This window comes from Leptospira limi, from assembly GCF_026151395.1.
Classification (GTDB): domain Bacteria; phylum Spirochaetota; class Leptospiria; order Leptospirales; family Leptospiraceae; genus Leptospira_A; species Leptospira_A limi.
Map to the genome: position 1 here is coordinate 1,722,501 of NZ_JAMQPV010000001.1, position 26,691 is coordinate 1,749,191.

23 protein-coding genes (1 of these 23 cut by a window edge) are annotated in these 26,691 nt (G+C 34.9%); 11 read left to right on the plus strand and 12 right to left on the minus strand.

The window, feature by feature from the left end; genetic code table 11:
• Both ND812_RS07940 and ND812_RS07945 read left to right on the plus strand, forming a co-directional pair.
• Positions 1-132, plus strand: the 3' portion of a protein-coding gene (locus tag ND812_RS07940) for a hypothetical protein (RefSeq protein ID WP_265375004.1). The gene continues 378 nt to the left of window position 1, outside the view; 132 of the gene's 510 nt are visible here — the last part of the coding sequence; the start codon falls outside the window, past its left edge; the stop codon is at positions 130-132.
• Positions 133-294: 162 nt separating this feature from the next.
• Positions 295-462 carry a hypothetical protein gene (locus tag ND812_RS07945; protein ID WP_265375005.1) on the plus strand — a complete coding sequence of 56 codons (168 nt, stop codon included), beginning with the start codon at positions 295-297 and terminating at the stop codon, positions 460-462.
• 85 nt (positions 463-547) lie between these two features.
• Here ND812_RS07945 and ND812_RS07950 read toward each other — a convergent pair whose 3' ends face one another.
• Together ND812_RS07950 and ND812_RS07955 are read right to left on the minus strand one after the other, a co-directional pair.
• Complete coding sequence (locus ND812_RS07950) at positions 548-3,226, minus strand: FN3 associated domain-containing protein (protein ID WP_265375006.1); 2,679 nt, start codon at positions 3,224-3,226, stop codon at positions 548-550.
• A 289-nt stretch (positions 3,227-3,515) separates the two neighbouring features.
• The gene (locus ND812_RS07955) at positions 3,516-4,724 is read right to left on the minus strand and encodes a hypothetical protein (protein ID WP_265375007.1); all 1,209 of its coding nucleotides are present in this window, start codon (positions 4,722-4,724) and stop codon (positions 3,516-3,518) included.
• Positions 4,725-5,143: 419 nt separating this feature from the next.
• Between ND812_RS07955 and ND812_RS07960 the strand changes: the two genes are divergently transcribed.
• Genes ND812_RS07960 through ND812_RS07970 form a run of 3 tightly spaced genes read left to right on the plus strand, consistent with a single transcriptional unit; the run spans position 5,144 to position 7,502 of the window.
• On the plus strand, positions 5,144-5,761 hold the full coding sequence (locus ND812_RS07960) for a hypothetical protein (RefSeq protein ID WP_265375008.1): 618 nt from the start codon (positions 5,144-5,146) through the stop codon (positions 5,759-5,761).
• Entirely contained in the window at positions 5,761-6,810 is a 1,050-nt protein-coding gene (locus tag ND812_RS07965) for a hypothetical protein (protein ID WP_265375009.1), read from the plus strand. Before ND812_RS07960 ends, ND812_RS07965 begins: the two co-directional genes overlap by 1 nt.
• Positions 6,811-6,866: 56 nt before the next feature.
• The gene (locus tag ND812_RS07970; protein ID WP_265375010.1) at positions 6,867-7,502 is read left to right on the plus strand and encodes a hypothetical protein; all 636 of its coding nucleotides are present in this window, start codon (positions 6,867-6,869) and stop codon (positions 7,500-7,502) included.
• Between the two features lie 70 nt (positions 7,503-7,572).
• Here the strand turns inward: ND812_RS07970 and ND812_RS07975 are convergent, their stop codons facing one another.
• The 5 genes from ND812_RS07975 to ND812_RS07995 all read right to left on the minus strand — a co-directional run bounded on the left by ND812_RS07975 (position 7,573) and on the right by ND812_RS07995 (position 13,134).
• Positions 7,573-8,811, minus strand: a complete 1,239-nt coding sequence (locus ND812_RS07975) for an adenylate/guanylate cyclase domain-containing protein (RefSeq protein ID WP_265375011.1) — start codon at positions 8,809-8,811, stop codon at positions 7,573-7,575.
• Positions 8,812-9,000: 189 nt separating this feature from the next.
• Positions 9,001-10,254 (minus strand): response regulator, encoded by a 1,254-nt coding sequence (locus ND812_RS07980; protein WP_265375012.1) that lies wholly within the window; start codon positions 10,252-10,254, stop codon positions 9,001-9,003.
• Positions 10,255-10,266: 12 nt separating this feature from the next.
• Complete coding sequence (locus tag ND812_RS07985) at positions 10,267-12,396, minus strand: PAS domain S-box protein (RefSeq protein ID WP_265375013.1); 2,130 nt, start codon at positions 12,394-12,396, stop codon at positions 10,267-10,269.
• Between the two features lie 375 nt (positions 12,397-12,771).
• A complete protein-coding gene (locus ND812_RS07990; RefSeq protein ID WP_322113685.1) occupies positions 12,772-12,981 on the minus strand; it encodes an ester cyclase in 210 nt (69 codons plus the stop codon).
• On the minus strand, positions 12,982-13,134 hold the full coding sequence (locus ND812_RS07995) for a hypothetical protein (protein ID WP_265375014.1): 153 nt from the start codon (positions 13,132-13,134) through the stop codon (positions 12,982-12,984).
• An 864-nt stretch (positions 13,135-13,998) separates the two neighbouring features.
• On the opposite strand from ND812_RS07995, the gene ND812_RS08000 reads away from it, so the two are divergent.
• A complete protein-coding gene (locus ND812_RS08000; protein ID WP_265375015.1) occupies positions 13,999-15,300 on the plus strand; it encodes an ATP-binding protein in 1,302 nt (433 codons plus the stop codon).
• A gap of 40 nt (positions 15,301-15,340) precedes the next feature.
• On the opposite strand, the gene ND812_RS08005 is transcribed toward ND812_RS08000, so the two are convergent.
• The 3 genes from ND812_RS08005 to ND812_RS08015 form a co-directional block, all read right to left on the minus strand.
• Positions 15,341-15,766 carry an LA_2478/LA_2722/LA_4182 family protein gene (locus ND812_RS08005; RefSeq protein ID WP_265375016.1) on the minus strand — a complete coding sequence of 142 codons (426 nt, stop codon included), beginning with the start codon at positions 15,764-15,766 and terminating at the stop codon, positions 15,341-15,343.
• Positions 15,767-15,863: 97 nt separating this feature from the next.
• Complete coding sequence (locus ND812_RS08010) at positions 15,864-16,289, minus strand: DoxX family protein (RefSeq protein ID WP_265375017.1); 426 nt, start codon at positions 16,287-16,289, stop codon at positions 15,864-15,866.
• Positions 16,290-16,352: 63 nt separating this feature from the next.
• Positions 16,353-18,839, minus strand: coding sequence for a SpoIIE family protein phosphatase (locus ND812_RS08015; protein WP_265375018.1), 2,487 nt, complete (start codon positions 18,837-18,839; stop codon positions 16,353-16,355).
• A 241-nt stretch (positions 18,840-19,080) separates the two neighbouring features.
• On the opposite strand from ND812_RS08015, the gene ND812_RS08020 reads away from it, so the two are divergent.
• Positions 19,081-20,769: a methyl-accepting chemotaxis protein gene (locus tag ND812_RS08020; RefSeq protein ID WP_265375019.1), complete on the plus strand. Its 1,689-nt coding sequence runs from the start codon at positions 19,081-19,083 to the stop codon at positions 20,767-20,769.
• Between the two features lie 206 nt (positions 20,770-20,975).
• Here the strand turns inward: ND812_RS08020 and ND812_RS08025 are convergent, their stop codons facing one another.
• Positions 20,976-21,104: a hypothetical protein gene (locus ND812_RS08025; protein WP_265375020.1), complete on the minus strand. Its 129-nt coding sequence runs from the start codon at positions 21,102-21,104 to the stop codon at positions 20,976-20,978.
• 238 nt (positions 21,105-21,342) lie between these two features.
• On the opposite strand from ND812_RS08025, the gene ND812_RS08030 reads away from it, so the two are divergent.
• Both ND812_RS08030 and ND812_RS08035 read left to right on the plus strand, forming a co-directional pair.
• Positions 21,343-22,299 (plus strand): MBL fold metallo-hydrolase, encoded by a 957-nt coding sequence (locus ND812_RS08030; protein WP_265375021.1) that lies wholly within the window; start codon positions 21,343-21,345, stop codon positions 22,297-22,299.
• 60 nt (positions 22,300-22,359) lie between these two features.
• The gene (locus tag ND812_RS08035; protein WP_265375022.1) at positions 22,360-23,949 is read left to right on the plus strand and encodes a hypothetical protein; all 1,590 of its coding nucleotides are present in this window, start codon (positions 22,360-22,362) and stop codon (positions 23,947-23,949) included.
• Between the two features lie 50 nt (positions 23,950-23,999).
• Here the strand turns inward: ND812_RS08035 and ND812_RS08040 are convergent, their stop codons facing one another.
• Positions 24,000-24,509 (minus strand): hypothetical protein, encoded by a 510-nt coding sequence (locus tag ND812_RS08040; protein WP_265375023.1) that lies wholly within the window; start codon positions 24,507-24,509, stop codon positions 24,000-24,002.
• Between the two features lie 141 nt (positions 24,510-24,650).
• Between ND812_RS08040 and ND812_RS08045 the strand changes: the two genes are divergently transcribed.
• Together ND812_RS08045 and ND812_RS08050 are read left to right on the plus strand one after the other, a co-directional pair.
• Positions 24,651-25,433, plus strand: a complete 783-nt coding sequence (locus ND812_RS08045) for a hypothetical protein (protein ID WP_265375024.1) — start codon at positions 24,651-24,653, stop codon at positions 25,431-25,433.
• 74 nt (positions 25,434-25,507) lie between these two features.
• Positions 25,508-26,617: an MBL fold metallo-hydrolase gene (locus tag ND812_RS08050; protein WP_265375929.1), complete on the plus strand. Its 1,110-nt coding sequence runs from the start codon at positions 25,508-25,510 to the stop codon at positions 26,615-26,617.
• Positions 26,618-26,691: the final 74 nt, after the last annotated feature.

Below are 26,691 nucleotides of genomic sequence, written 5' to 3' on the forward strand. Positions count from 1 at the left end.
AATAATCCAGGATGTGGAACATTAACTTGTTCTAGCACAAGTTGCACTCAATTATGTGGTGGAACTGGTTCTGCTTGCACTGCTAACAATCAATGTATAAACAATACTTGTTCTGGCGGATTTTGTAATTAAATTTTCAGAATATTGGACTTATGTAAAGCTTTGAAGGTATTTTGACTTAATAAGTTTTGATTTGAAAGTGTATTTCCTAACTGGTGGATCTTTCTTTTTTATTTTGAAAGTTTTTACTTTTGAAATTTGGCATTGCTTATTTAGGCAATTTTACCAATTGCAATGTGTTACGGGCAAGATTTAGGTGACAATCGATCTTGTTCTACTTTTGCATTAGGCAAATACCAACTAACAATTGGTAGAGATTACGGAGCTAACACCGGTATCCAAGGAACATATAATCTTTCAATCACAATCTCGCCATCTGGAACATCCTTCACAGTGGCATAAACTCAAAATGACATAGGATCAAGCCATACGACTACAAGTTGCCCTTAGTTAATATAGTAGTTTTATCGTTTTTTGATTCCCAAAATTACTGAACCGTCAAAGTTCCCAGTTGAGAAGTTGAAAAGTTTAGGCCACCGTTCGTACCATTCCCATCTATATCACAATACGTTTCTCGTGCAACACCTGTAATCTTTACCCTTCCTACATATTTATAAGTTCCGGGGTTTGCGGGAGCTGTGATAAATGAATAATATTCATGGTTATTCCCACAACTTAAACAAGAGGAATTGTAGGACGCAAAAAAGAATGTCCAGTTTTGAGGTTCGGTAATGGGATTTGAATTATTGGGTCCGTATCCTACTTGTAACTGGACTCTAGAGTCAGCTGCTTGAGGGAAGATATTCGTTACATTTGTATGAAAAAACTGAATATAGATCGCATTGGACGCATTGGCAGTCGTATTTCTTGTTAAAGTTAAGGTACTCGGATACTGAAGATTACAATAATCTACTAACGGTAGATTAGATGGAGTTTGGTAAGTTTCTGATCCCAAATCACTTTCTCCGTAAGCGGCTGTTAATGTGATCTTAATGTAATAGGTTGTATCATTCGTAAGGCCTGTTAAGACAATGGGTGAACTTGTGCCTGATATGCTTGAGTTTGATTTTGTGACACCTGAACTGGAACTATAATACACTTTATATCCCGTTGCTCCAGAGATGGTTGAAAAGTTAACAGTTAACTGTGACGTTCCAACCCCTATGGAAGAAATGACAGGTGGACCAACGTAAATGCTTTGAGAACTGACAGTACTGCTGTTTTTTGCTAAATCAATTGCTCGGTACTTGACTTGGATACTACCATCGGAAAGGGCAAATGCAGAGGAATAAACAGATCCATTTGTGACGGTGCCATTGGCATCAAAAGTGGGATCAGTGCCGTTTAAAGTATAAACAATTTTATCACACCCAGTTCCCCCAGAATCAGAACAACTGAGTTGTAGTTGTGTTCCAGAATTAAAAGGACTTGAACCAGATGGTGAAGCAATATTTACCACAGGAGCTGTAGTATCCTTAGTTGTATTACGGGTTGTAAAGCCAAAACTACCAACTAAATTTGAAACACAAATTCGGATTGTATTATCGCCTTCAGTGAGGTGCGTATTGGCAATCGTGGAACTTATGTCTGTGGTAGCAGGTGCGGAACCTGTCACGTTGGAATTTCCGGAACCTGAGCTTAAGAGAGTTCCTGTTGCACAACTACTACCTCCAATTCGAATTTGGTATTCTCCCGCTTTTGTGCTTTGCCAATTTAGACTTACGTTATTAGTTCCATTGACTGCTGAAGTGAAAGAGTTTACAGTAATGGTTGCTACTTGGGTATCGACAGTGTAAGTTTGTGAATTGATAGACGATAGGTTTCCTGCTTTGTCACGCGCTATAAATTTAGTATAAGTTACAGAAGCATCGGACATATTGATACTTGAGTTATATAATGTACCATTCGTAATGTTTCCTGTTGATCCTTGGATGGCGGGATTAGTTGGTGCGCTTCCTACTTGGGTAGTGTAGGATATTTTATCACAACCAGATCCACCTACATCAGAACAGCTTGCAGTAACGGAAGTAGCAGAACTATAATTCCCTGTACTTGGAGAAGTAGACACAACGGGCGCCGTGTCGTCTCTTTGCAGAGAAAAAGAAACAAAACCAACCAAACCATTGGATCCAGTCACACAAATTCGGTAAGATTTTGTTCCTTCACCAGGAAAGTGAGTATAAGAGCGAACAAACGTTATGTCCTGATTGGCGGAAGCGGACCCAGTTGATAAACTTGTTCCCGAACAGGCACTGCCTTCGTAAATTGCATATGATCCAGAACGATTTGATTGCCATGTGGCAGTAGAAGATTGAATGCCATTTGCAGATGAAGTTACAGCTAATGAAGATTGACTCACTAAAGTTAAAGCAGGCACTGAAGTATCAACCGTATAATTGATTTGAATTGTGGAGGACAGGTTTCCATTCATGTCTCGGCAAAATGCTCTCAAGGTTCGAGTTCCTTCAAAGGACAGGCTAACAGTTTTGGATGGTGGAGATAGAATGGTTCCTACTTTCAGTTGGAAGTTGGGAGTCGAACCATCTAAAGTATAAATCATGTTCCCCGGGGCAAAATTGTCAGCGCATGTTAACGTAGTTGTTTGCGTTGTAGAATAAGTCCCTGATGACAAAGAGCTAGTGATTGTGGGTGGTGTTGTATCTCCAAGAATCTGTGCCACCAAAGTATCATTAGATGTTCCATCACCATCTGTATCAAAACCAATCAGATTTCCGCTGGAATCTACAATGGCAAACACTGGACTTCCTGAGCCGCCAGGTCCAGATGTAAGAAAAGCGGGTGGATTTGGATTGATGTAATAATCGGCAACTCCATCTCCATTTGTATCCACTGCATCAGGGATACTGTCTGCATTGGTATCGATGAGTAAAAGATTCGGGACACCATTTCCCGTAAGATCAATACCGTCGGATACACCATTCCCATCGGAATCAACAAGTGTTCCTTCGAACGAACCATTGTTAGTTAGATCGACAACAGTTCCAGGTTCCAAATTGACAGTTGTGGAGGAACGTCCTCCCAAACCTAGGAGGAGAGCCAAAATGGCATTTGGATTGGAACCATTGTTAGGTAACAATATACAAAACTGAAATGAACAAATGAAAATGAGGGAAAGAGAATGGAGTCGTTTGGTAAAATTTCGCATGACCTATTGTATCCAATTTGGATTCTTTTTGCGTACATCTTCTAAAAAATTGGAGATCACCTTCTAGCCGAATTTCACTGCGATGAAAAAAAATTCCAAAATTCCGTTAAAAACGTTCTATATTCGCAACAATACCGTAAAAAACGGTGACCGTGAGTCATTATAATCTCGGATCTCTGTGAAGTTCGTTCCGTTTTGTCATTCACAGATCGACATACTTCGATTGTCTCAGATTCAATTCTAACGATCTAAACTGTATGAGAATTGAAATTGATTGTTTTTTATTTTATCACTGCTTGGCACGAAGTTCGAATATCACTCTTTCAGAAGAATCCAATTCATAACGAGTGGATCCTGTTGTTGCATTCACGATTCGTTTTGCAGGAATATTCTTTTCTCGTAAAATTTGGAAAATGGCAAATGACCTGTTGATACCAAACTGTTCATGAAAAGGGTCTTCCTCTTCTGTTCCAGGAAAAGGTGCCACAAAGTTGATGATGACAATTTCATATTCAGGGTATTCAATAGCAAAACTACGGGCAAGTGCATCCAATTTTGCTCTACCTTCCACATGGATCCGAGTTGTCCTTGGTTCAAAGAGTTCACTTGCGAGAAATGAAAATGTTTTGATGTGAGGTGGTGATTCGATGGTTGGTGTTTTATCAATGGATTGGACAACTGAAGTAACATTCGATTCTTCGTTGGATGAAGCGAGTGAAAATTGTTTTCCTATTCCAAGGCTCACAAAACTTTCTTCAAAATTTCCTCTGTTTCGGAAAGTGTTTACTTGTGGTTTAAAATCGACTATGTAAGTATTTGCAGTTAATGCTTCTAAAAAGATGAAATACGAAGACAGAAAATGGTAACGTAAACCTACACCAGCAAAAAAACGCTCAACTTTACCACCTGATTGGCGTTCGTTTCCCATTCCTCCACCAAATCTAATATACGGATCAAACACTGAATTTGGTAAAAAATGAATTCCAAAGTCTAAGTTTCCTGTTGTGATCGAAGAAATTCTTTGGTCTTTTCGGATTAAAAATGAAAACAATTCGGCAGAAAATAAACTATCGTAATACGAACTTGTAGGATATTGCCGTTGCAATTGATTTGCCGATAGAAATACAAATGTAGGTTCCAGTTGGCGTAAGTTCGACGCTTCAATTGACTGGTAAACTCCAGTGAGACCAATTGAAAGGTATTTGAAGAATGCATATTGGACACCCATTTCTCCGAGATGGCTATTCAATCGGACTTGGTCTGAATTGAATTCAGTCAGTCCATAATAGAAAAGGGCACTTGTTTCTTGACTTAGCCCTTCGCGAAACGATAAATACGTTGGGAAATTATATGTTTCCGCAAAACGTTCTAAACTTCCAGACGACATTCCCAAGCCATACGATCCAGAACCAAATAAGGTGAGATTGCCTTTCCGAAACCCTTCAGCAAATAGTATATTGGGTAATAATAATAAGAAAATCCACTTACATTTCCACATGGAGCAATCCTTAGGAAATCCTTAACTTTTCTCAACTTATTTTTTGAATGGAGGAAAAAATAGAACATAACAGCAGATACGTCATCGGAATGGAAATAAAATGAGTGTTTGTTGTTGTAAGTATTGAACAAAGTTTTGGAAAACCAGACTCCAAATGTTTACAGAATGAAGGTATGAGAGTATAATGAATTCAAGATTGGAAAACAAACTTTGAGGCTCAGCGAAAATTCTCCAATTCTACATTTTACAAATTGGTAAGGGAAACTTTCGGTGTCTATAATAAGCTAACTTACGTTAAGTATTGTTTCTCTACGGTGTTTTTTTGACTGGTTTTGGCGAAAAAAATATTTTTAGAGTGAATAATTCTTTTCAATTCATTCTTTCGAAACTAAACTCGTTCTGAAATCAAAGGGGGAAGAATGGATCAACATACATCTGACCACGTATCCTATCTCAAAATTCGCATTCAAAAATTGAAAGAGAATCCTGGGTTCAACAAGGAGCAGATCAAGGCATATGAAAAGGTTTTGAATATCGCAAACGATTCTTCTAATTATGAAGAGTATACCAAACAATTGGGTACCGACTCAGATTTATTTTCCATTGCCAAGAGTGAACAGATCGATCGTTACCGATCGATGAAACAATTGTATGAGAAATTCGGATTACAAGAGAATTCGAGAGTCTATGCAAAACGAGAAGAGGTGGCACTTGTTTGTAATAGTTATGCAGATCTCGCAACCAAACTTCCGCAAACGATATCACCAGTTACAGAAAGTGAAGCAAATGAGAAAATCAATCAATCCGTGCTAGTATTGCAGTTACTCTTCCAAGTAAACACAATTGCAAATGGTTCCCATCAGAAAGAAAAAGCAAAACAGACAAAACAAGAATTTTTGAAATTAAAAGCGTTAGATGCCAAATTTAGCATTGATTCTTTTTTTAAAAATCCTTATCGATTGCTAAATCCATTCACAAAAACTCAAATGAATCGATTGGTTCAAAGAATAGAATCAATATTAGGTGAAGAATTATAATGGAACCAGCACTGAAAGATTTACTTGATTCTTATCGAAGTGGCCTTAAAAACTATATTGATTCGTTACCTGAAGATAACAAAGAAGTATTAAATGCAAAAAAATTGTTATCTGACATGGAATCCCTCGCTGAATCTAGCACAGATTATTCTGCTTTCATGGCTGAGGCCCAAAATAGAAACTATTTCACTGAAATCATCGGTTTCTATTCTAAATTAGGAAATGAAGCTTACCAATTAAAACCTAAATCGAATCATATCCCTTCGCCGCAAGAGATTGCAAAAGGGTATCACTTATCATTTGAATCTTTAGGTGATGCAAAAAAGGATCCGAATGTTGCAAAAATTTACAATCGAGTATTCCAATTAGAAAGTGAATCCACCTCTGGTCCCAACTTCATTCTTAGAATGGAAGAGGAAGATCTTTTTTTAGGAATGTCTAAGTCCCACCTTGTATATGTTATGCGAGATGGATTGGAAAAACTTCTTAACTCTGGAAAACCTGAACTCACATCTGCGGAAAAATCTCTGGGAATTGTTTCGAGTCCACAAATGGAACATTATTTCCAATCCATGCAAACCAAAATGAATGAGGCTAAAACAATCATTGAGATGGAAGTTTTGGCTTTTGAAGAAGCGGAAAATTCTCGATTTTCAAATCTATGGGATTCCAATTTTCTCTTTGCTGTATTTCAGTCTTTTTTATCTCCTTTGATTTCATTTCGTATGACAGGTTCTAAAGAACACAAGGAAGATACGAAACAAGCGTATGAATTTGTTTGTGATTTTTATGGAACAAATTGGAATGAAATATTTGGAAATCCAAGGATTTGGGATTATTTTGAACGAACCATTTTTGGAGGTGGTAAGGAAATTTTTAATGAACAAGGAATCAAATCAGCGAAAGAATTACAGAACCATCTAAAAGGGTATATGGAACAATGTGTGACTGATATCGATCGAGTTATCGATCCATCAAAGCAACTTGTATGGTTTCGTGATTCTGAAATTGCATTATCGCGCGTTTATGAATCATTGAAGCAAGCCTAGAATTAGAAATATTTTTCTTGATTTAATCTCCAGTAAAAGTAAAATTTTCGATGCCTATGAAAACCAGGAAACCTTATCTAATTCTAATTTTCTTATCTTTATCTGTAGTGTTTGCAGATACGATTCCAGATCCAGTACCAACGGAACAAGCCGAACGAGACCTGCGTTCTACTTGGTCAAAAAAATACCCCGGCGAAACGATTATCTCTATCACATCCGCTGGAGACCCAGGAACACTTGAGAAAGTGGATAAAAAAGGAAAACTCTTAGAACGAAAACTTAAAGTTCCGTTTCAAGTTGTAGCAGAAAAGTCTGGAACGCAGAGAGAATTTGAAGCGGGTGCAAACTATATCCAAAAAGGCAACCAGTGGAAATTTTCAGAAATAGGAATTGGTGATGTTAAAGCTATCGCTTCAGAAAGTGAGAAGGCACCTAAAAAACCCGAGGTAAAGGAACTGGTTGTAAAAGCTTTTTCTGAAAAATACCCAGACTACACCTGGTCGAAAGTTCTCATTGATGATGGGACGTTTAACAAAGGTTCTAATGGAGGGTTTTACCGGTATGAAGGGGATATCAATCGGACTGATTCGGAAGGTCAAACGATTCAATGTAAGGATATTGATTTTATGTTAGCTAAGGACAGTTCAGGAGCCTGGGTTGTGGATATTACTTCCCAAGGAAAGTGTTATTAAATCAAATCAGGTCTAACATAAGAAGGTGAATGGAAGTTTTTGATTTTGAACTGACCAAACTTCTTTTCACTCAGTCGGTGAAACAAACAACTTCATACACAGAAATGGGTTTTGATTTTCCTTTCACAATGACTTTATCAATCTCTCTGATTTCAAATCCATCCGATACATTATACTTTGCTTCAATTTGTCTAAAGGTTACTTCAGAAATCAAAATTGGACATTGGTAGTGTTTGGTTAATCCTTCAATCCTTGATGCTAGGTTTACATTGTCACCAATAACAGTATAATCTAATCTACGATCGGAACCAATATTTCCAACAATGGCTTCTCCCGAGTGGATTCCAATTCCCACCTGGATTTGATCTTCTAGGTGTTCCCTTTTTTGATTGAATCGTTGTATCTCTCGTATCATTTCGACAGCAGACTTAACTGCGCGGAGAGCATCATCCTCTCGTTTAAATGGTGCACCAAAGATTGTCATGATCGCATCTCCAATAAACTTATCAATGGTTCCATTGAATCGAAATATAATATCTGTCATTCGTGAGAGATAGTCATTTAAAAAGAGAACCACTTCTTCGGCGGACCTTTGTTCGGAATATTTTGTAAAGGATCGTATGTCAGAAAAAAGGATTGTTACCTCTTTCATTTCCCCGCCTGGTTCTAACTGAGCATTGTTTTTATAAAACTCACTGACTAATTGTGAAGGGAGGTATCTTTCCATCATTTGTTTTGCATTTGCTTCTTTGACCATTTCGATGTTGGAAACTGTTGTCACATAACCAATTGCAAGTATCATCCCCAATCCAAATAACATAGGGATTAAATCAATAGGATATCCTCCTCCTAATCCAATGGAAATCACAAACAAGAAAACAAAAGATAAAAATGCTCCGTAGATGGTTCCAACTTTGGAATGTCTCAGTAAGTTAAATTGGTAGATGAAAATGGCCCCAATCATTGCGATAAAATAAATAACACCATCACCTCTTTGGACTGTAGGATCAAAAAATATCATGAACCCAACAATCGTATAATCTAATGTAATGGTAAAAAATTTGAGATATGGTTGGAAAGAAAAATGAGTTACAAAAAAAAGTACAAAACCTGCAAAGACTAAGAATGTTGTGTCTAACAAAAGTGTGATGTTAGTTGGAGGCACAATTGTATAATTGATCACATGGAAGTAGGACAAATAATCCATGAGTGAAGCGAAGGAAAAAATGGCAAATCGAACAACCGCGACTGTTTTTTCATTTTTGATCTCTCTTGAGATTAAAATTTCATCGACAATTGATTTTTTCATTTCTTAACTCCAACTCAAATGCATCCAAAGATTCCCATATAATGACATACGCTGTAAATTTTATTCAGGGATGTTTTAAATCTCTAGAACTAAAATAATCAGTTTCAGCCATAATTTGGTTTTCTTTTTTTGTAATCAATGAGGAATCAATGGATCGTCTTACCTTAAATTGGTTAGAATTGGAGTTTTCTAGATTCCATTATCTGAAACAAGTGGAATCGAAATACGGCATATGACTTTAGTTTTAGGTTGGGATTTTGCATATAGATGATCGATAATATTTTTAATTTCGATTTTACCATCAAATCTTTTGATGATTGCTTCCACTTTTGTTAATCCTAATCCGAAATCGAGAGTTTTGTAGTCATCATAAACAAATTTCGTGAGTCGAAAAAATGGCTCAAATATCATATTCTCAAATTCTACCGGAATTCCCTCGGTTCTATCGGAATTGTTGATGGGCGAATTATAAGCAGAAATTATTAGTGATCTAGCTTCAATATACAAAACAATATGGATGCTACTTTCTGGGATCGAAAATTTACATGCATTGGTTAGGATTTCTTTCAATGCTATGCTAAAGTAGTTTTTGTTTATATAGATTTTGTTTTGATCAAATGATGATTTTTTTTCACTTATGTAAAGATAATTTTTTTGAATGTCTAGGAGTGCACTCATTTGATTTGTCATATTCTTTATTTCACTATACAAATTACTTAATGAGATTATATCCAATTCGATTTTTCCGTTTAAGATATCATCTATTTCGGAAAAAGTGATTAAAGCCTTTTCGGCCATCTCTGCATTTGTTTTGATGAGACTCATAATCTCTGTATCGATTTTGTAAAAATCTCCTTCAATTTCTGCGGAATCCGAAACGATTTTTATTAAGGAGACCAGAGCTCCAAATCCAGTTCCTTGGTTAAAACTAGTTTTTAAACTCTCAAATAAATTTTGGTTCAAATTTTTAAATTTACCAGATCCTCCCATTTTTTCTTTCCATTTGATCCAATCTAAGTGACTTTCCAGGCGCATTTCACGTTCTCGCTTTGCAACCTTTTCTAATTTTTTTATATTGTGAATTTCAAATGCACGTTTAAGTTTTAGGGAAAGTTCTTCGGCTTCAATGGGTTTTACAATGTAATCGTAAATCCCTCTTCTCATGATATCAATAATAATGGAAGTTTCGGAATGATTTGTTAATACTATGATGATGGGTTCATACTCTTCCTCTTTTAGAAAATCGATGAGTTCAATTCCGTTTACATCTGGCATATCATAATCTGTAATGACAATTGGGAATTGGTTTTCTAAAAACAACTCTTTTGCCTTTCGTCCATCTTCCGCCAGTGTTACCTTGTATCCGACTGAAGCTAAAGACTCTTGCAGTAACGTGGCAGATATCAAATCATCTTCAGCGAGGAGAATTCGTTTTTCATTCATATCGATAAATCCCTAAATCTTAATTTCAATTTTATATTTTGTTCCATTAGTATTTTCTATATGAACTATTCCTTTTAATTGTTTCACTAACATGTGAATTAGGTTTAAACCAAAACTATTTGTTGATTGAAGTAAGTTAGTTTGTTCGATTGGAATTCCATCATCTTCGTAATGGATCATTAAAATTTGATTTTGAATTTTAACATGGAAAGTAATTTTTCCTATTTGGCCTTCACTGAAGGAGTATTTCATGGAATTGGTAACGAGTTCGTTAATGATGATTCCAATGGAAGATAGGATTTTTGTGCTAATCGCAATAGGTTCGACTTGTATATCTGTCGTAATTTTCCCTTGACTTGGAAAAATATTTAGTATCTCGGAAATCAAAGTTGGAAAGTAATCTTTAATGGATATAGTATCTGTATTTTCTGATCGGTATAATTTGTCATATAATAGCATCATACTTCGAACTCGGTTAGATGCATCGAGTAAAATGGACTTATGTAAAATGTCTTTTTGGGAGTTTGCCTCCATTTTTAAGAGGCTATAAATCGTATTCATATTGTTTTTAATTCGATGGTGTATTTCAACTAAGATAAGTGCCTTTTCTTCTAAAAGTGATTTGATTTTTTCATCCGCTTCTTTGATTTCTGTTATATCAGTTCTAATGGAGAGAAATTTTTCAATTTCACCACGTGAATTTTTGATAGGTGCAATGGTTGTAGCTACCCAGTAATAACCACCATCTTTAGCCCTATTTTTGATTTCGCCATGCCAAGTATTTCCTGATCTAATTGTTCTGTATAAGTTTTTAAAAAACTCAGGCGGATGGTATCCAGAATTTATAATGCGATGGTTTTCACCGATTAATTCGTCTCTTGTATACTTACTTATTTCACAAAACTTTTTATTTACATAAATAATATCTGCATTCAAATCCGTAATTGCAACAATTGCATGTTGGTCGATTGCATATTGCCTTTGCCCCAACTCAAAATAAATTTCCTCAAGTTTAGCATCTACTGTACGTTTAAAGGTTACATCATTTGCAGTTCCATGGGAACCTTTAAACTCACCAGAAGAATTAAAAAATGGAGTTGGATAGAAAATTAAAAACTTTGTTTCCCCACTTTTGGTTATAAATAAAGTTTCATAACCATGTTTGATAGCTTCATAATCACCTAAGCTAAATTTATTAAATGCTTTTTTGTCTCTTGCTGCAATCAAGGATGGTTGAAAATCCAAAAAAGGATGATTCAACATTTCATCTTTGGTATATCCAAGCAATTTTTCCCATGCTGGATTAAGATATTTAAAATATCCATTCTCATCAATACTCCAGACAAGACTTGCAGTATTTTCTACCAAATTTGAATATTTTTTTTCACTTTCTATAAGATGAATTTCCATTTCCTTCTGTTTGGTAATGTCTTGGCAAGTACCAATTGAAATTTCGGGGTTCCCTTTTGAATCAAATATCGAATAACAGCTTTCTCTTACCCATTTGATACGGCCTTCTGTCAGAATGAGTCTGTGTTCAATTTCATATTCTTTTTTATCGATTAACGATTGTGAATATGCTTGGTTTACTTTTTCGCGGTCATCTGGGTGGATTACTGATAAAAATGTTTCATAACTTGGTTGGAAGAGGTCGGGATCCAATTCAAATATTTCATATATTTTTTTTGACCATTCTAGCGTACCAGTGATTAAATTTAATTCCCATCTACCAACTTGAGCAACATTGGAGATGTCTTCAAATTCCTTTTTGTAGAAGATTTCAGATTCATTTGTTGCCTCTATTACAATTAACTGGATCCACTTATCGTCTAGAGAGAGATTTGCAAAAAGTGAAACTTGTTTTGTGAGATTTTCGTTAACGATGATTTCGGTTAAGCAGTACTTTTCGTTTATTCCAAGTGATATGTTATTTATGTATGATTTAAATACCTCTTTTGATTTTTCAGATAGAAGTGTTGTGAATGATTTTTGATAAAGATCGGTTTGTGTAATGGAAAATAAATTCTGAGCTTCAGAATTTATAAAATTGATGATTCCTTGTTTCGAAATTTGAAAGAGTGGGATAGGTAAAGAATTGTGATATGCACTTGTCATTCCATCTTCTTTATTTTCTTTAAACATACTATGGTTCATATTAAAGAAATTTATTGCACGGAAGCAGGTTTAAATTTGTTATCAATTGATATAGATCATGGAAAAAAATACCAGCAAAATTTTAGTATGGTAAGAAAGTTTAGGGCAAAACTTGAATCGGTGAAATAAGTTTCATTAAAATGTGTCGAAATGAATTAAGATGTTACATTAATTGACTATTAATTAATACGCAAATTACTTAGATGCTGTTGGTTTCTTAAATTCTCATACGGAACGTTGGTAATCCGCAAGTAGAATGATTCTTATTCTAAATAGTTGATCGTTAAGCGAGTAAACTCTTGTCGGTAATATGACCAATAAACAGTGAGTTAGGAATTTGTTTGATAGAATATTTGAATTAATTTATATAGATTTCAATTCCGAAAGAAAAGTATGTAAAGTATTGATTCCCCAATGTTCAACGAACTTTTCGTCGTGTAAGCGAATAATATCGATGACATCAATCCGAATTTGTTTTTGTGTTGGCTTAATTCCCATAAGCGGACCTAAACGTGTACCAAGAATCGCCTTGCGAGTGGTAACCTTATCACCTTCGGCAATTTGGTCGTAAATTTACACTTTCAAATCAGGGAAAGCTGGTTTTAGAATAGAATGGAAAGTGTTCCACATTCCTTGTGCATCATTTGCATGGGTAGGAGCGGTGTGATTGATAAATTCCAAATGCATGAGTTCTTGGAAAGTATCCTCATTGCAGTTTTGGATCACTTCTTAATTGAATCTTATTACAATTTCTTTGTTTTTTTCTAAATAATCCATTCTGGTTCTTATCATGTTTGCGAATGTGATTCCATTGAATATTCAATTTTCAAAAATTCTCATTTAAACATTTCCATGGTTAATTCGTTTTTGATTTGTTTTGTTAGGTGAATATTATTTCGATTTGGTTGCTAACGAATCAAAAGAATATTTTATGGAAACAATATCTAATGTAAACTTTCCCTGTGAAATCAATTCCATAGAAAATCGAATGAAAAAAATCTGTAACGATTTCTAATTCACAAAATTCCTTTGATACAAAGGTTTTTTCTAAAATTATTTCGTCTAATTCAAAGGTTGGATTGGGATATGAAATAATCTGGACTTTTTGCCGGAATTGAATATAAAATTTCCATATTATGGGAGTAAGTTTCAAAAGATCTTTTGATTAATAGTATGACAACAATGAGGCAAAAACAAGTTCGGTTTATAGGGTATCTGAGTGGTATTTTTATCACTTTAGCGATCATTAATTCGCTTGCCATGCTCTTGTTTTTTGGGAAAACATTTTTTTCCTTTTTTGGCTTCTTCGTTGCTCTATTGTTTTATATTACATTTAAATTGAATCAAAAAGGTTTCCATTTCCTTTCTAAAAATTTAATTTTATTACTATTTAATTTTGCGATCTTAAATCTATCGAGTACGCAAGGGAAAGGTTCCGGTTCGATTTTATTGTATTTTCCACTTTTGAGTTTGTATTTTCTGGTATTTGAAACGATCCAGTGGAGATGGATTATTTATTGGACTTTGGTCTCGTTACTTTCTTATTTTTGTCTGGAATATTCTGAATATTCCATCCTTAAGTTTGGTAATATGGCTAAGATTGATCTGGATACAATTTTTCAGTTTAATCTTTTTTTGAGTTTTCTTGGTGAATTTCTAATCATGCTCATGTTTATACGTGTGAATCATGAATTAGAAAACTCTTATAAAGTAAAAGCAGAAGAATTAAACTATTCGTTACTGGAATTGAGTGTCGCTAAGGAAAAAGCAGAGAAGGCTGCACAATCCAGGTCGATGTTTTTATCTTCCATGAGTCATGAGATTCGTACTCCGATTAATTCAATCATAGGATTTACAAATATTATATTGGATGATGATCCTAAAGAGGAACATAAGGATTTTTTATCCATGATTCAGTTTTCCTCTAGAAATCTATTAGTTATCATAAATGATATTCTGGATTTTAATAAGATGGAGGCGGGGAAGGTAGAACTTGAATTCATTCCGTTTGATTTCCTATCTTTAATCCATAAAATCTTTCATTCTATGAAGGTTAAAGCGGATGAGAAAAATCTTGGATTCAAACTAGAAATAGACGAAGGTATCAGTAAATTTTTGATTGGTGACCCGAATCGCTTAACGCAAATTTTAATCAATTTGATTTCGAATGCTATAAAATTTACATTAGATGGTGGAATTGCTTTAATAATCAAACTTGAAGATACTTTAAATGATAAAGTAATACTAAGATTTATTGTAAGAGATACTGGAATTGGTATTCCAGAAAAAAATCAAAAAATCATATTCGATCATTTTTCCCAAGCTGATTCTTCCACTTCGAGAAAATTTGGTGGTACTGGTTTAGGATTATCAATTGTAAAAAAGCTCCTTGAACTCTATGGTTCTAACATCAACTTGAAATCCAAAGAAGATGAAGGAAGTGAATTTTCATTTCTTTTGGAATTTACTAAATCAGAATTGATTCCAGAAGAGAATCGCTTTGTAATTCAAAAAAAATCTTCAAATCAAAGAAAGAATAAAACAATCCTTGTTGTAGACGATAATGAACTCAATTTAAAAGTAGCATTTCAATTTATTAGAAAATGTGGTTTTGAATGCCAATTAGCTAGTAATGGTAAAGAAGCATTACAGATTGTTAGTAATGAAAAAATATCTTTGGTCTTAATGGATCTGCAAATGCCTGAATGGGATGGTTTTGTCACAACTGAAAAAATTCGTGCCAGTGGAATCCTTACTCCTATCATAGCTCTAACTGCTGATGTTTCAATCGATGTAAGCAATCATGTGAAACATTCAGGGTTTTTAGATATAATTCATAAGCCATTTCTGCCAGAGGATCTAGTAAACAAAATTGAACTTTATGCAGAGTAAGTCATTAGAGGATTGGATATCCCAATCCTCTAATTGTCTATTATTCGCCTGAAAATTTTTGTGCTTCTTCACATTCTGGTATGGAAACTTTTCCCTTCGTACCTTTGAATGTGTCGCATGTTAGTTTATCAAATGCTAAAATACACTTTTCAAAGGCTTGCACTTGTTCTTCCGTCACTTCTTTCTTTTCTTCGATTCTCTTTTTCTCAGCTTCCTTCATTTTTTGGTCAAAAAAAGTTACACAGTTTTCTTCCGACTGCATAAAAGGTGGGATCATGTTTCGATAAGCAGGTGGAATTTTAGCAAATTCGTCCTTTGTACATTCAATTGTTTTTGAACACATGGTCTTTTGGAATTTTGGAACTAATTCTTTGAGTTTTGCTTCTGGTGATTGTGAAAGTTTGTTACAAGCCAGTAGAGACAAAAGTGTGAGCAGAGTCAGATTTGTTTTTGAAAGAAATTTCATAGAGACTTCCAATTGATAAAATTTTACCAAACTTATCATTTTCCAAATGATTCGAAAAGGAAAATTTATAAATTTGGTTTTTTCAAATGGAATATATTTATTTGTTTTTACGTTTATCGATCAAATATCGTAAAGCACCCGTTGACCATAATGCCCAAAGAATGAGGAGAGGTTGGAAAAATAGACGGATCAGTCTTTTCTCATCGGTATCAAGGCCAAAGGCACTGATTCCATTCGTATATTGAGATATATTTCCTGGGAAAATTAAAACAAAAAAGATAGCAAGTAGGATCCCCACTTTAATCCTTTCCTTCGCCCAAAAAAGTAAGGACAATCCAAATGTGATTTCGACCACTCCTGAAGACAATACAACAAAATCCATAAACATTGGATCTTGGGGTAACCAACGTGGAACTTGGGCTAAAAATTCTTGCCTTTGGAAAGTAAGGTGACCTACACCTGCTATTGTCATAAAAAGTCCGAGTACGGTCCGTAAAATATTTTGTAATAGATTTGTTTGCATCATTTTCCTCGGTGTTTTAGACATAAATTCGATGTTAAATGAATCTGATTTTAATAAAAATAGTTACTTTAAGAATTGGATGGAAAGTAAAGTAACGTCGTCTTCAAAGAGTTCTGAGTTTTGATGGGAAATCGCTGATTGTAACAAAGTACTGAGTGTATTGTCCCCTTTCCAAAGGGAGTGATCCTTTAACCATACAACAAATCCTTTTTCACGGAACATCGCATTATCTTTTGAACGAACGTCAAAAATTCCATCTGAAAATAAAAAGAGTTTGTCTCCCACTTCATATGGTACTTCAAAATTAGTTCCCTCCCATTCGGGAAGAATGGAAAGAGGTTTCCCTTTTCCTAAGAGGGCAGTGATTTGGTTTTGATGGCCAAAATAAATGTCCTCGTGACCTGCTTTTGACCAGATGAATTTTTTTTCATGAGAATCAATAACCACAGCAACTGCAGTGATGAATAATCCTGCCGTGTTTCCAAATAAAATTGAATTCAGTTGGGACAAACATTCGGCAGGGTTTTCTTTATTGGTAATAGGAAGTTGTAGGCTAAAATGTAATAAGGTAGAGACCATTCCTGCAGAGAATCCATGCCCTGATACATCTGCTAATAGAACAAAAGTTTTACCATTTTCTAAGGATTGGATACAATAATAATCACCTGCAATTCCATCACTTGGTAAAAATTCTAATTTAACATCGATTTGGTTTTTATCAAAATTTGGTTCTGGTAATAGTTTTTTCTGGATTTTGACACCACGTGCTAATTCTTCTTGTAAGTAGAATTCTTTTTGTTTCAATCGTAAGGCATTTCGAATCACACTTAATAATTCCGATTCTAAAAAAGGTTTTGAAAGATATAAGTCAGCGCCTTCACTGTGTAATTCCTTTCTTGTTGTTACATCTGCTTTGGCTGTTAATAAGATGACAGGCAATGAATGGAATTGTTCTTTTTTTCGAATTTCTTTTATTAGATCAAGACCACTGAGTTTTGGCATCATAAGGTCAGTGATTACTAGGTTTGGATTCTCAGATAAAATCATGGTTAAACCTTCTTCCCCATCTTTTGCAACGAGGACATGGTAACCGGCCCTCGTGAGGATTGAACCTAAATAGGATCGTAAATCTGGATTGTCTTCAACAACCAGAAGTTTAACAAATCGTTTGGGAGATTCTTTTTCTGTATCGGAAATGAGTGATTTGGATTCTTCGGGAATGTATTCATGTTGGAAAAGATGGAATTGTTTTTCTTTCCAACTTAAGATATCAGTTGTTTTTACATTTTTTATAATGGGCAATGAAAAATAAAAATGAGAACCTTTTCCGATTTCACTTTCTACTCCAACTTTGCCTCCATGTAGTTCCACTAATTCTTTTACAAGTGCTAAACCAAGTCCTGTTCCTTCTTGTTCTCTGGTAAGTGATGCTTCACTGATACCAAAACGGGAAAATAGGCGTTTCATTTGATCTTCATTCATCCCAATTCCAGTGTCGTAAACTGAGACAATCACCTCCCCATCCTTCTCTTTTGTCTGTAATTTGATATTCCCGCCAGACTCAGTGAACTTGATAGCATTTGAAAGATAATTAAAAATACATTTGTCTAATTGTTCTGGATCAGCAGCAACAATTAGATCATTTCCATCTAAAACGAGTTCAAAGTTTATGTTCTTTCTTTTGACATAAGCATTAAAATTTTCTGATACCAATGATAAAAATTCATCCAGAAGTATAGGTGATGTTTTGATTTCCATCTTCCCAGAAGTGATTTTTTGCAGGTCAAGTAGTTGGTTTACCAATCGAGTTAATCTTCTTCCTTGGTTGGCTATGATTTTGACTTCCTGTGGATTTAATCCTTCCTCACGATTCAAAGCGGATTCAGAAGGTCCAGAAATTAAAGTAAGAGGTGTTCTTAACTCATGTGAAATGTTTTGAAAAAAAGCTGTTTGTGCTTTATTCTCTCTCTCTAACGAGTCTTCGGCGATATTTGCAGCTAAGGTAAAATAATAAGCAAAACCTGCATGGAATAAGGTGGAAAAAACTATATTGGATACATTGATGAGTGTGAGAAAATTTGTACTCCATACATAAATCGGAGGATAATTCATCGAATAATAATAGGTGGATGCAAATAAGAGACACCCAATCACTATGCTTCCAAATTTAAGAATGTTTTTTCCTGGAGGCAAAAGGAAAATTCCTGTTGCAAATAACATCATGTAGTATTGGTATCCAGCTCCCCATCCAAAAAAATAAGTGGCTGTTAGTGCATGTAAAAACACCTCAGAAAAACATAAATACAAGGAAGTAAATAGATATTTTTTTCGATTGATCCAAATTGTAAAAGCAAACCAGAATACACTTCCAATGTTGAAGATTGCCATCTCCAAAGCACCAACGAGAAGAAAAAAAAAGACAAAAGTAAAATGGATAAGACCTGCTAAAACATAAATTGAGTTTGTAGCAACGTAGTATCTTTGGTATCGCAATTCGACTCCATCTGGTGCTTGGAAGAGTGAGCGAACAAAGGTTAAAATCTGGATCATGTTGGAAAAAATGAATCAGATTGAGTTCGGAAAGTCAAGAATTCCATCATGCCATTTAAGAGAAATGAGTGATTGAATGGATTCGAATTATGGTAATTCCTAGTCATTGCGGGAAAAAGAACCAAGGCTACCTGAATTCTCTTTTGTCTCAAAAATTCCAATTTTGATCCCATTATTTTTAACTTAGAGTATAAATTGTACTCGTTACCAGACCATTGAAATTTTAGTCGTAGTATAGGATATGCAAACGAAACTCAAAATATACTTTCTCCTTAGTTTTTTAGCGTTCGGGATATTATGTTCCCTTGGTACTTTTTTATCACTGCATTTGATGCAGAATTTTGAGGATCAATTATTAATCCAAATTGGATTTACTCTTTTAATTATTACGCCTGTTAGTTTTGGAATTGGGATTGTTTTTGGAAATTGGATCACATCCATTTTTATGAAACTAGAATCTGCCTTTAAAGAAGTTGGTTTAGGGAATTTAGGAATCCAGATTCCATATAAACAAACTGATATTTTTAAAGATTTTTATCATAGTTTTCATCGGATGATTTTAGCACAAAGTGAACTAATCCAACACATCAAATCTTCTGCATCAACTCTGTCGAATGAATCAATTGAGATGAAAAAAATTACAAGTGAGTTTGCAATGAATTTGCAATCCCAGTCGGCAGCAACAGAAGAGGTGTCCGCTTCCATTGAGCAAATTTCAGGTGTTGCAACATCCATTTCTAATATTGCAAATGAAAACAAAGAAAGTATGTCTGATCTGAAAGAGAAAGTTGAATCACTGTCAACGGCCATTGATGAAACTGCTGACACCGTGAATGAAACTTTGACTTCCATCCAAGTGATCATTGAAAAAGCAGAATCAGGAAAAACTTCATTGAAGCTCATGAACGATGCAATGGAAAATCTTACATCTAGTTCTACTGAAATTTCTCGTACAGTTGATATCATCAATAAAATTAGTGAACAAGTGAATATGTTGGCATTAAATGCATCTATTGAAGCAGCAAGAGCTGGAGATGCAGGTAGAGGATTTGCTGTTGTTGCAGATGAAGTTTCGAAATTAGCAGAAAGAACTGCAAATGCAGTGAAGAGTATTGATCATTTAATTAAAAAAAATCAAAGGGATGTTGAGTTAGGTAGAGAACGAATTGATTCCACAACTTCAGAGATTCAATCCATCATTGGTACCATTGATGTCATTTCTAAGCATATTGAAGAAGTAAAGAATGCAATCATATCACAAAAGAATGTTGAAGGTAAACTGTTTACTTTAGCTCAATTTGTTAAAGAAAGATCTGATGAGATTAAAAATGCTGTCAATGAACATAAAACAGCAACTAATGAAGTAACGGTGTCTGTATCTTCCATCAGTGAAATTTCATTTAAAAATTCCGAACAAAGTGAGTTTTTAGCTGATAACCTCAATCAATTTAGCAGTGCCACAGAGAAATTGATTTCCATGGTGAATCTTTTTAAAACCAACGTGACTGTTTCTCATCAGAATGATTTTGTTAGGGATACAAAAACACATAGGATAGAATATTCATCTGAAATAGGAGACATTTACTATGTTCCTAATCATCATTTAATTGAAGTTGTTTGGAAACCAAATTACTCGGATGAAGGATACAAATCCATTCTCTTAAAAGCATTGGAAATCATTGAAAAGTGGAAGATATCAAAGTGGTTGGCTGACACAAGACAAATCGGTTTAGTTTCAAAATCAGGACAAGATTGGGTCAACCTCGAATGGTTTCCAAAAGCAAGTAATTCTACACTTCGGAAAATGGCTGTTGTATTACCTGAATCAGCACTGTCTGCCATTTCCATTGAAGACACCACATTAAAAACTGGACTCGTGGAAATGAAGTCAGTTCCCAATATGGAAGCGGCTTGGAAATGGTTGGCTTAGACTAAAAACGTAAAGTTTTTTTGGATGGAAAGTTGTCACAATAAACTTTCCATTCGTCTACATTCTATGGATTCAATTACGCTCCTCATTCAGATACAGTTCATATCCTGTTCCATGATGGTGGCCATTATTTGGATCATTCAAATCCTTCATTACCCCACTTTTTTATACATAAATGAATCGGACTTTTCTAAATTTCACCAGTTTCATTCCTTCCGAATCACTTGGATTGTTGCTCCATTGATGATGGTTGAACTTGTTAGCGCAAGTTTCCTTTGGTATTTAGAAATGAATTCAAATCTTTTTCGCCTTAATTTGATTCTCGTTTTATTCATTTGGTTTGTTACTTTTTTTGTAAGTGTTCCAATTCATAATCAACTGTTAAAAGGGAAAGATCGGATTCAAATCAAACGTTTGGTTTTCACAAATTGGATTCGTACTGGAATTTGGACCTTTCGATTCGGATTGTGTCTTTTTTTGACGTAAGCGTTTTCTTGTGGATATCTCTACTCAAGTTGTATTTTACAATTTTTAGGATCTTGTGGAAATTTAGCAAAAAGAGGTTCTCTTCCGATGAAACATATCCAACAGGTCCAACGATTCATTCCTTTCCTTTTTTTACTCTTATTTTTTTCAAATTGCCATGTGAGTTCACATTCTTACAAAAACTATCCCATCATTTCCTCTAACCAAGCATTTACACTTCCCATCAAACCAAATGTGTATGTTGATTTCCAAACCGTTAAGGCAGCTGATTGGGAAGTGCCACTTGCGGGTTTATTGGATTTGGAGGATCCAAAATCAAAACTTGCTAATCTAAAAGACAGACTAGAACCAATTTCGATTTATTTTTATTTGATCAAACACCCAAAACATGGAACCTTTATGATCGATTCTGGAATAGGAGAAAGTTTTACAAAAGGGAAAGACCAAGTTCCAGTCAGTTCCCTTGTTGCCTCTCAAATGAATTTTGATAAATTAAAAGTTTATGAAACGACAAAAAAATTTTTAGAGAACAATAAAATCCAATTGAAGGGAGTCTTTTTTACACACTTACACCTCGATCATGTTATGGGTGCCAGTGAGTTAGACCGTAAAATCCCATTTTATGTTGGTCCAAGTGAGATGGATCATTCTCAATTCATTAATGTTTTTGTACAAGGTTCTACCAATCGTTTGTTAGGTGAAAATCCAAATTTATTACAACTTGATTTTGGAGATAGGAATTCAAATAGTTTCGTTTATGATTTTTTTGGAGACCAAAGTTTTTTTATCCTCTCTGTTCCAGGACATACTCGGGGAAGTTTAGCATTCTTTATCCCATCTAAGGATGGTGGTCACTTGGTTTTAGGTGACACTTGCCATACTCGTTTTGGTTGGTTAGAAAATGTAATTCCAGGAACATTTACAACAGACCCAAAAATGAATCGTAAGAGTTTGGATACTTTACAGAGCCTTGCGACCTATCAAAAAACCAAATACATTTACCCAGGCCACCAAGAGAGAATCATTTCCAAAGAACAAAAATAAACGATTGATTCTTTTTAAAAACTATTGAGACTCTAGGTTTTTATTGCCAGAGGTGATTCGATGAATCTAAAGAAATACCTATTTTTGTTATTTAGTTTTTCTTTTTCCCAATTGTTTGCAGTTGACCAAGTGTCCTGGAACCAGGCAGACCAATATTTAAAAAAACAAGACTATCTCTCTGCATTCAAACTATCGGAAAAGATCATCCAATCTGATCCAAAAGATAGTTTTGGTTGGTGGCTTCGTTTGGCCTCTTCTTCTCAATTGGCGAGTAAAAAGGGCAAATGGCCAGACGAATGCATTAAGAGTGCGAACCAACATGTTATACTTGTTCCCGAAGAAGAAGCATCTAGTTTGACAACAGCAGTCTGGTGTCTCAATCATGATGCTCGGTATTCTGAAATGGTTTCCCTCATCCCTAAGGTCATTCCAAAAGCAAGAGAAAAAATTGGGGAAGGTAATTATGGATTGTTGATCAATGTATTAACAATCGCCTTTATGAAGTTAAATGAGAGGGAAAAGGCAAGGGAATTTTTATACGAGGGCCTTTCTACATTATCAGGACAAGATGCGGCCATGAACACTGGTTATAATATCGGTGATCTGTTTATCGATTCAGAAATCACAATGGAGGAAAGGGAAAAATGGCATGAACTATTTCAGAATAATCTGTTCAAAGAAAAATTGTCCAACCCACTCATTCCAGCAATTGCTTGGAATACTTCCTTACTCACTGATGAATTTGTAAAAAAAGGAAAATACAATTACGCATTTGATACTATATCAATGTTGTACCCAGATATGGATGCCCATGTAACTTCTTATTGGAATTTTTTACGAGACCAACTCATCATTAAATACAAAGCATTACAATTTAAAACAAAAAAATTGAAAGAAGAACCTCGTCGGAATTTAAAAATGATTTTTTTAGTAATCCCTCGTACCCGATTCAAAGATCCATTGCCAAATCAATTAAGTTCTTACGGAAATATGGATGCAGATTTATCGGAAAAGGATTTATCTGATTTGTTACTAAGTTTTATATACTTTCGAGACTCATTCGAAGATGTATCGAAGGGAATCCATTGGGATTATAAAGTGATAAGGACAAATTCAGAAATCACTTCCACAAATTTTAGGGATGAATCCTTTCGCTTTGTGATGCAACCTTCTATCGAATCCATCCAACCATCCCTTTCGAAGGAAATACTGGATGAGATCAAAACAAGTGATGGAGTGATTGTTGTATGGCCTGGTGTCAAACAACCTGATCGAGTACTCATTACCAATGGCGGTGGGACTGAATGGAACTACGGCACTGATTCAGATCCAGAAGTGAGATTGACTATTCTTTCCGATTCCAATAAAAGTATCGCAAGTGGGAATCATGCCAATCATCCCATTTTCATTTACCATGAATTGTTCCATGTTTTGGAATGGGCATACCACAAATCCAATTTCCCTAAAAAAGACCATCCTTATCAAAGGAGAAAAGAGTGGCCTCGGGATTACCAAGGAAATACGGAGTGGGATTTTTATACAGAAACATTTAACAAACGTATGATGACAGAAGACCAAATGGATCGATTGTATTGGTTGGGAAGAAAAGAAGGATTTTACGGAATCAAAGTCAAAGAAGAAAAAAAATAATACAATCGAAAGTTTAATTTACTATCATTAAAATCGATCTAAGCCTTTAGTTAGATAGTTCCATCTAACTTAGCTTCTTTTAAGATGGATTGGATATGGTGGTTTAATAATTTTTGGTATTCTGGATTTTCGAGGAAGAAGGGCCAGAGAGGTAAAAATATCCATCCATTATATATTTTGAATTTTGATTCCCTTTTGTAGTTACTTGCGTTACCCGATTTTTGATCACGAATGCTAACCTCTGTTGTGATTGTTTCATAGGTGATACTCGGCAAGATTCCAAATGAAAGTCCCGTAATCCAAACACCAATGCCTTCTTCATGTTTTCTGGTTAGAAACACTAAAGCAAAAACATCATCATCCTTGTATCCCACTTTGACAGATTTGAAATAACCAGCTGTTTCAAATGCTTTTTGTAGCAGTTTTCCTTCATTAATGGCAATTCTTGGATGATCAAATGTAGATGGATTGTAAATGGTAATGGATTTTTGAGAAGGATTTTGTTTTAAGGATAGGATGAATTTTGTGTCTACGTCTGATAAATTTTCAGCAAACGTCATGCAGTTGTTAATGAATAACAAACAAAGTATGTAAAAATAGAATCCAACTCTAGAACGCATCGCCAAAGAATGAGTACTCCCCGCCTAATGGCAAGTTATTTTTTGTTGACACATCTAATTTGCAAAACATTATATTCTACCATGGCATTTTACCGTATAACTTCAGTCATTATCATCATTCTCACTCACTTATTGATTTCTGCAGGGTGTAAAGCGACAACAGAACGAGTGTTTGATCCGAGTGATCCAAAATCCGAGGCAAAAAACACTCTAGTCGGATTTTTATTATTAGATGAGACAGAACGAAATAATCTTGCGATTGCGGTTAGTTATGTTAGCCTACAACCATTATTAGGGGAAAATGTAAAAATAGACGAGATTGTAGAACTAAATCCATCTCTGGACATATACAGAGGTTCTTATATTAAAACTTCCTTTTATTATTTTGAAGAAGAAAAAGAATCTTACGTTTCATTTTCCAATCATCCTAAAAAATCAATTTTTAATCCAAACAAGTTAGATGGTGACAAAGAATATTTGATTCGAGAACTGAATTGGACTCGGAGTTGCGGAGATAAATGTAGAATCAACATGAATTCAAGGCTAAACCCATTCAAAAGTGTGAATACACTGAAAATCAAAGGGACACCGGGAGAAATTGTTTTTCTAGGAATTTTTACAATCAAAACAAATCAAATTTCTGGCACTTCGAATTTTTCCGTTGAATTCAACCGAATCTCGGACGACTCAGAATTCTACCATAGACGGATTGATCCTGTTCAAGAAAAAATAATCTTTGATCCTCAATTTGGCAAAAATCAAAAATCAGCAGAAATTCAATTTTTGAGATCCATTTTGGAGATGCAGAAATCTGGGTTTTGGTATGAAAAGGCTAAAGAAAATCTAAAAAATCTTACAAGATAAGTTTGAAATCATTTTTTCCAAATACAAAATGTCTAATTGTAACAGCCGTGTTTGGAGAAACTTCTTTGCCTACCATCCTTATTTCCTTATCAATCGCAGTTTTATTTTCTATTTCATTTGTACAATGTAAGGCGTTTGGAAAAGACCCAGAGGGCCCCCATAAGGAATTGATTCAAAAATCAACCCATTACGATCACTCACGAGAACAGTTTGTAAATCGACGACCAGATGTACTGGAGAAAATGAGAGAGGGTCAAAACTTCTTTTCACTTTTTGTTAAGTTTATGTTTGGTGGAGACAAATACCAGAAACCTTCTGTAAAATTACCTGAAGAAAAACCTGACTTTCAGGAATTTTTAAAACCTGACGAAAGTATCAAATTTATATGGTTTGGTCATTCTACATTCCTTGTGAACATTGAAGGTACCATTTTACTTTTTGATCCAGTTTTTTCTGGGTCGGCAGCTCCTTTTGCCATTATGGTCAAACGATTCCAAGATGCTGTTGTGAAGTTAGAAGAATTGCCAAAAATCGATTATATCATAATCTCACACGACCACTATGACCATTTGGATATGGAAACGATTGAATTCTTTAAAACCAAAGAAACTCGTTTTCTCACCCCACTGGGTGTTACTTCTCACTTAAAAGAATGGGGAATCCCAGAAGATCGATTCACCGAACTTGATTGGTGGGGAAAGTTTACCATAGGAAACATTCAAATTGTTTGTACACCTGCACAACATTTTTCCGGAAGGAGAGGGATGAATGGGAACCAAACCCTTTGGTCTTCTTGGACAGTGATTGGTGAAAAGGAACGGTTTTATTTTAGTGGAGATTCTGGATACGACATCCACTTCAAACAAATTGGTGATACCTTTGGTCCATTTGATTTAACCTTCATTGAAAATGGACAATACAATCCTATGTGGGAAGCAGTTCATGTTTTACCGGAACAAACTGCGAAAGCTCATTTAGATTTAAAAGGAAAACGATTAGTGCCTGTACATTGGGGGATGTTTAATTTATCCCTTCATAGTTGGTATGAACCAGCTGAAAACATTGAAAGAGAATCAAAAAAGCATAACATTGATTTGATGACTCCAAAATTTGGACAATTGGTAAAATTAAAGGAACCAAATCTTCTGGAACGGTGGTGGAAAAAATACATAGAAACCGATTGAGTTTCTTTGTCCAACAATCCAATTAAGAGTTGGATTGTTGGGGTTCATCTTGATTTAAGAATTGTTAGTTGGAA

Coding starts and splice junctions, on each gene's coding strand:
- ND812_RS07945 (WP_265375005.1), top strand. CDS start 295: ATGTGTTACGGGCAAGATTTAGGTGACAATCGATCTTGTTCTACTTTT.
- ND812_RS07950 (WP_265375006.1), bottom strand. CDS start 3,226: ATGCGAAATTTTACCAAACGACTCCATTCTCTTTCCCTCATTTTCATT.
- ND812_RS07955 (WP_265375007.1), bottom strand. CDS start 4,724: ATGTGGAAATGTAAGTGGATTTTCTTATTATTATTACCCAATATACTA.
- ND812_RS07960 (WP_265375008.1), top strand. CDS start 5,144: ATGGATCAACATACATCTGACCACGTATCCTATCTCAAAATTCGCATT.
- ND812_RS07965 (WP_265375009.1), top strand. CDS start 5,761: ATGGAACCAGCACTGAAAGATTTACTTGATTCTTATCGAAGTGGCCTT.
- ND812_RS07970 (WP_265375010.1), top strand. CDS start 6,867: ATGAAAACCAGGAAACCTTATCTAATTCTAATTTTCTTATCTTTATCT.
- ND812_RS07975 (WP_265375011.1), bottom strand. CDS start 8,811: ATGAAAAAATCAATTGTCGATGAAATTTTAATCTCAAGAGAGATCAAA.
- ND812_RS07980 (WP_265375012.1), bottom strand. CDS start 10,254: ATGAATGAAAAACGAATTCTCCTCGCTGAAGATGATTTGATATCTGCC.
- ND812_RS07985 (WP_265375013.1), bottom strand. CDS start 12,396: ATGTTTAAAGAAAATAAAGAAGATGGAATGACAAGTGCATATCACAAT.
- ND812_RS08000 (WP_265375015.1), top strand. CDS start 13,999: ATGGCTAAGATTGATCTGGATACAATTTTTCAGTTTAATCTTTTTTTG.
- ND812_RS08005 (WP_265375016.1), bottom strand. CDS start 15,766: ATGAAATTTCTTTCAAAAACAAATCTGACTCTGCTCACACTTTTGTCT.
- ND812_RS08010 (WP_265375017.1), bottom strand. CDS start 16,289: ATGCAAACAAATCTATTACAAAATATTTTACGGACCGTACTCGGACTT.
- ND812_RS08015 (WP_265375018.1), bottom strand. CDS start 18,839: ATGATCCAGATTTTAACCTTTGTTCGCTCACTCTTCCAAGCACCAGAT.
- ND812_RS08020 (WP_265375019.1), top strand. CDS start 19,081: ATGCAAACGAAACTCAAAATATACTTTCTCCTTAGTTTTTTAGCGTTC.
- ND812_RS08025 (WP_265375020.1), bottom strand. CDS start 21,104: ATGAATAAAACGAGAATCAAATTAAGGCGAAAAAGATTTGAATTCATT.
- ND812_RS08030 (WP_265375021.1), top strand. CDS start 21,343: ATGAAACATATCCAACAGGTCCAACGATTCATTCCTTTCCTTTTTTTA.
- ND812_RS08035 (WP_265375022.1), top strand. CDS start 22,360: ATGAATCTAAAGAAATACCTATTTTTGTTATTTAGTTTTTCTTTTTCC.
- ND812_RS08040 (WP_265375023.1), bottom strand. CDS start 24,509: ATGACGTTTGCTGAAAATTTATCAGACGTAGACACAAAATTCATCCTA.
- ND812_RS08045 (WP_265375024.1), top strand. CDS start 24,651: ATGGCATTTTACCGTATAACTTCAGTCATTATCATCATTCTCACTCAC.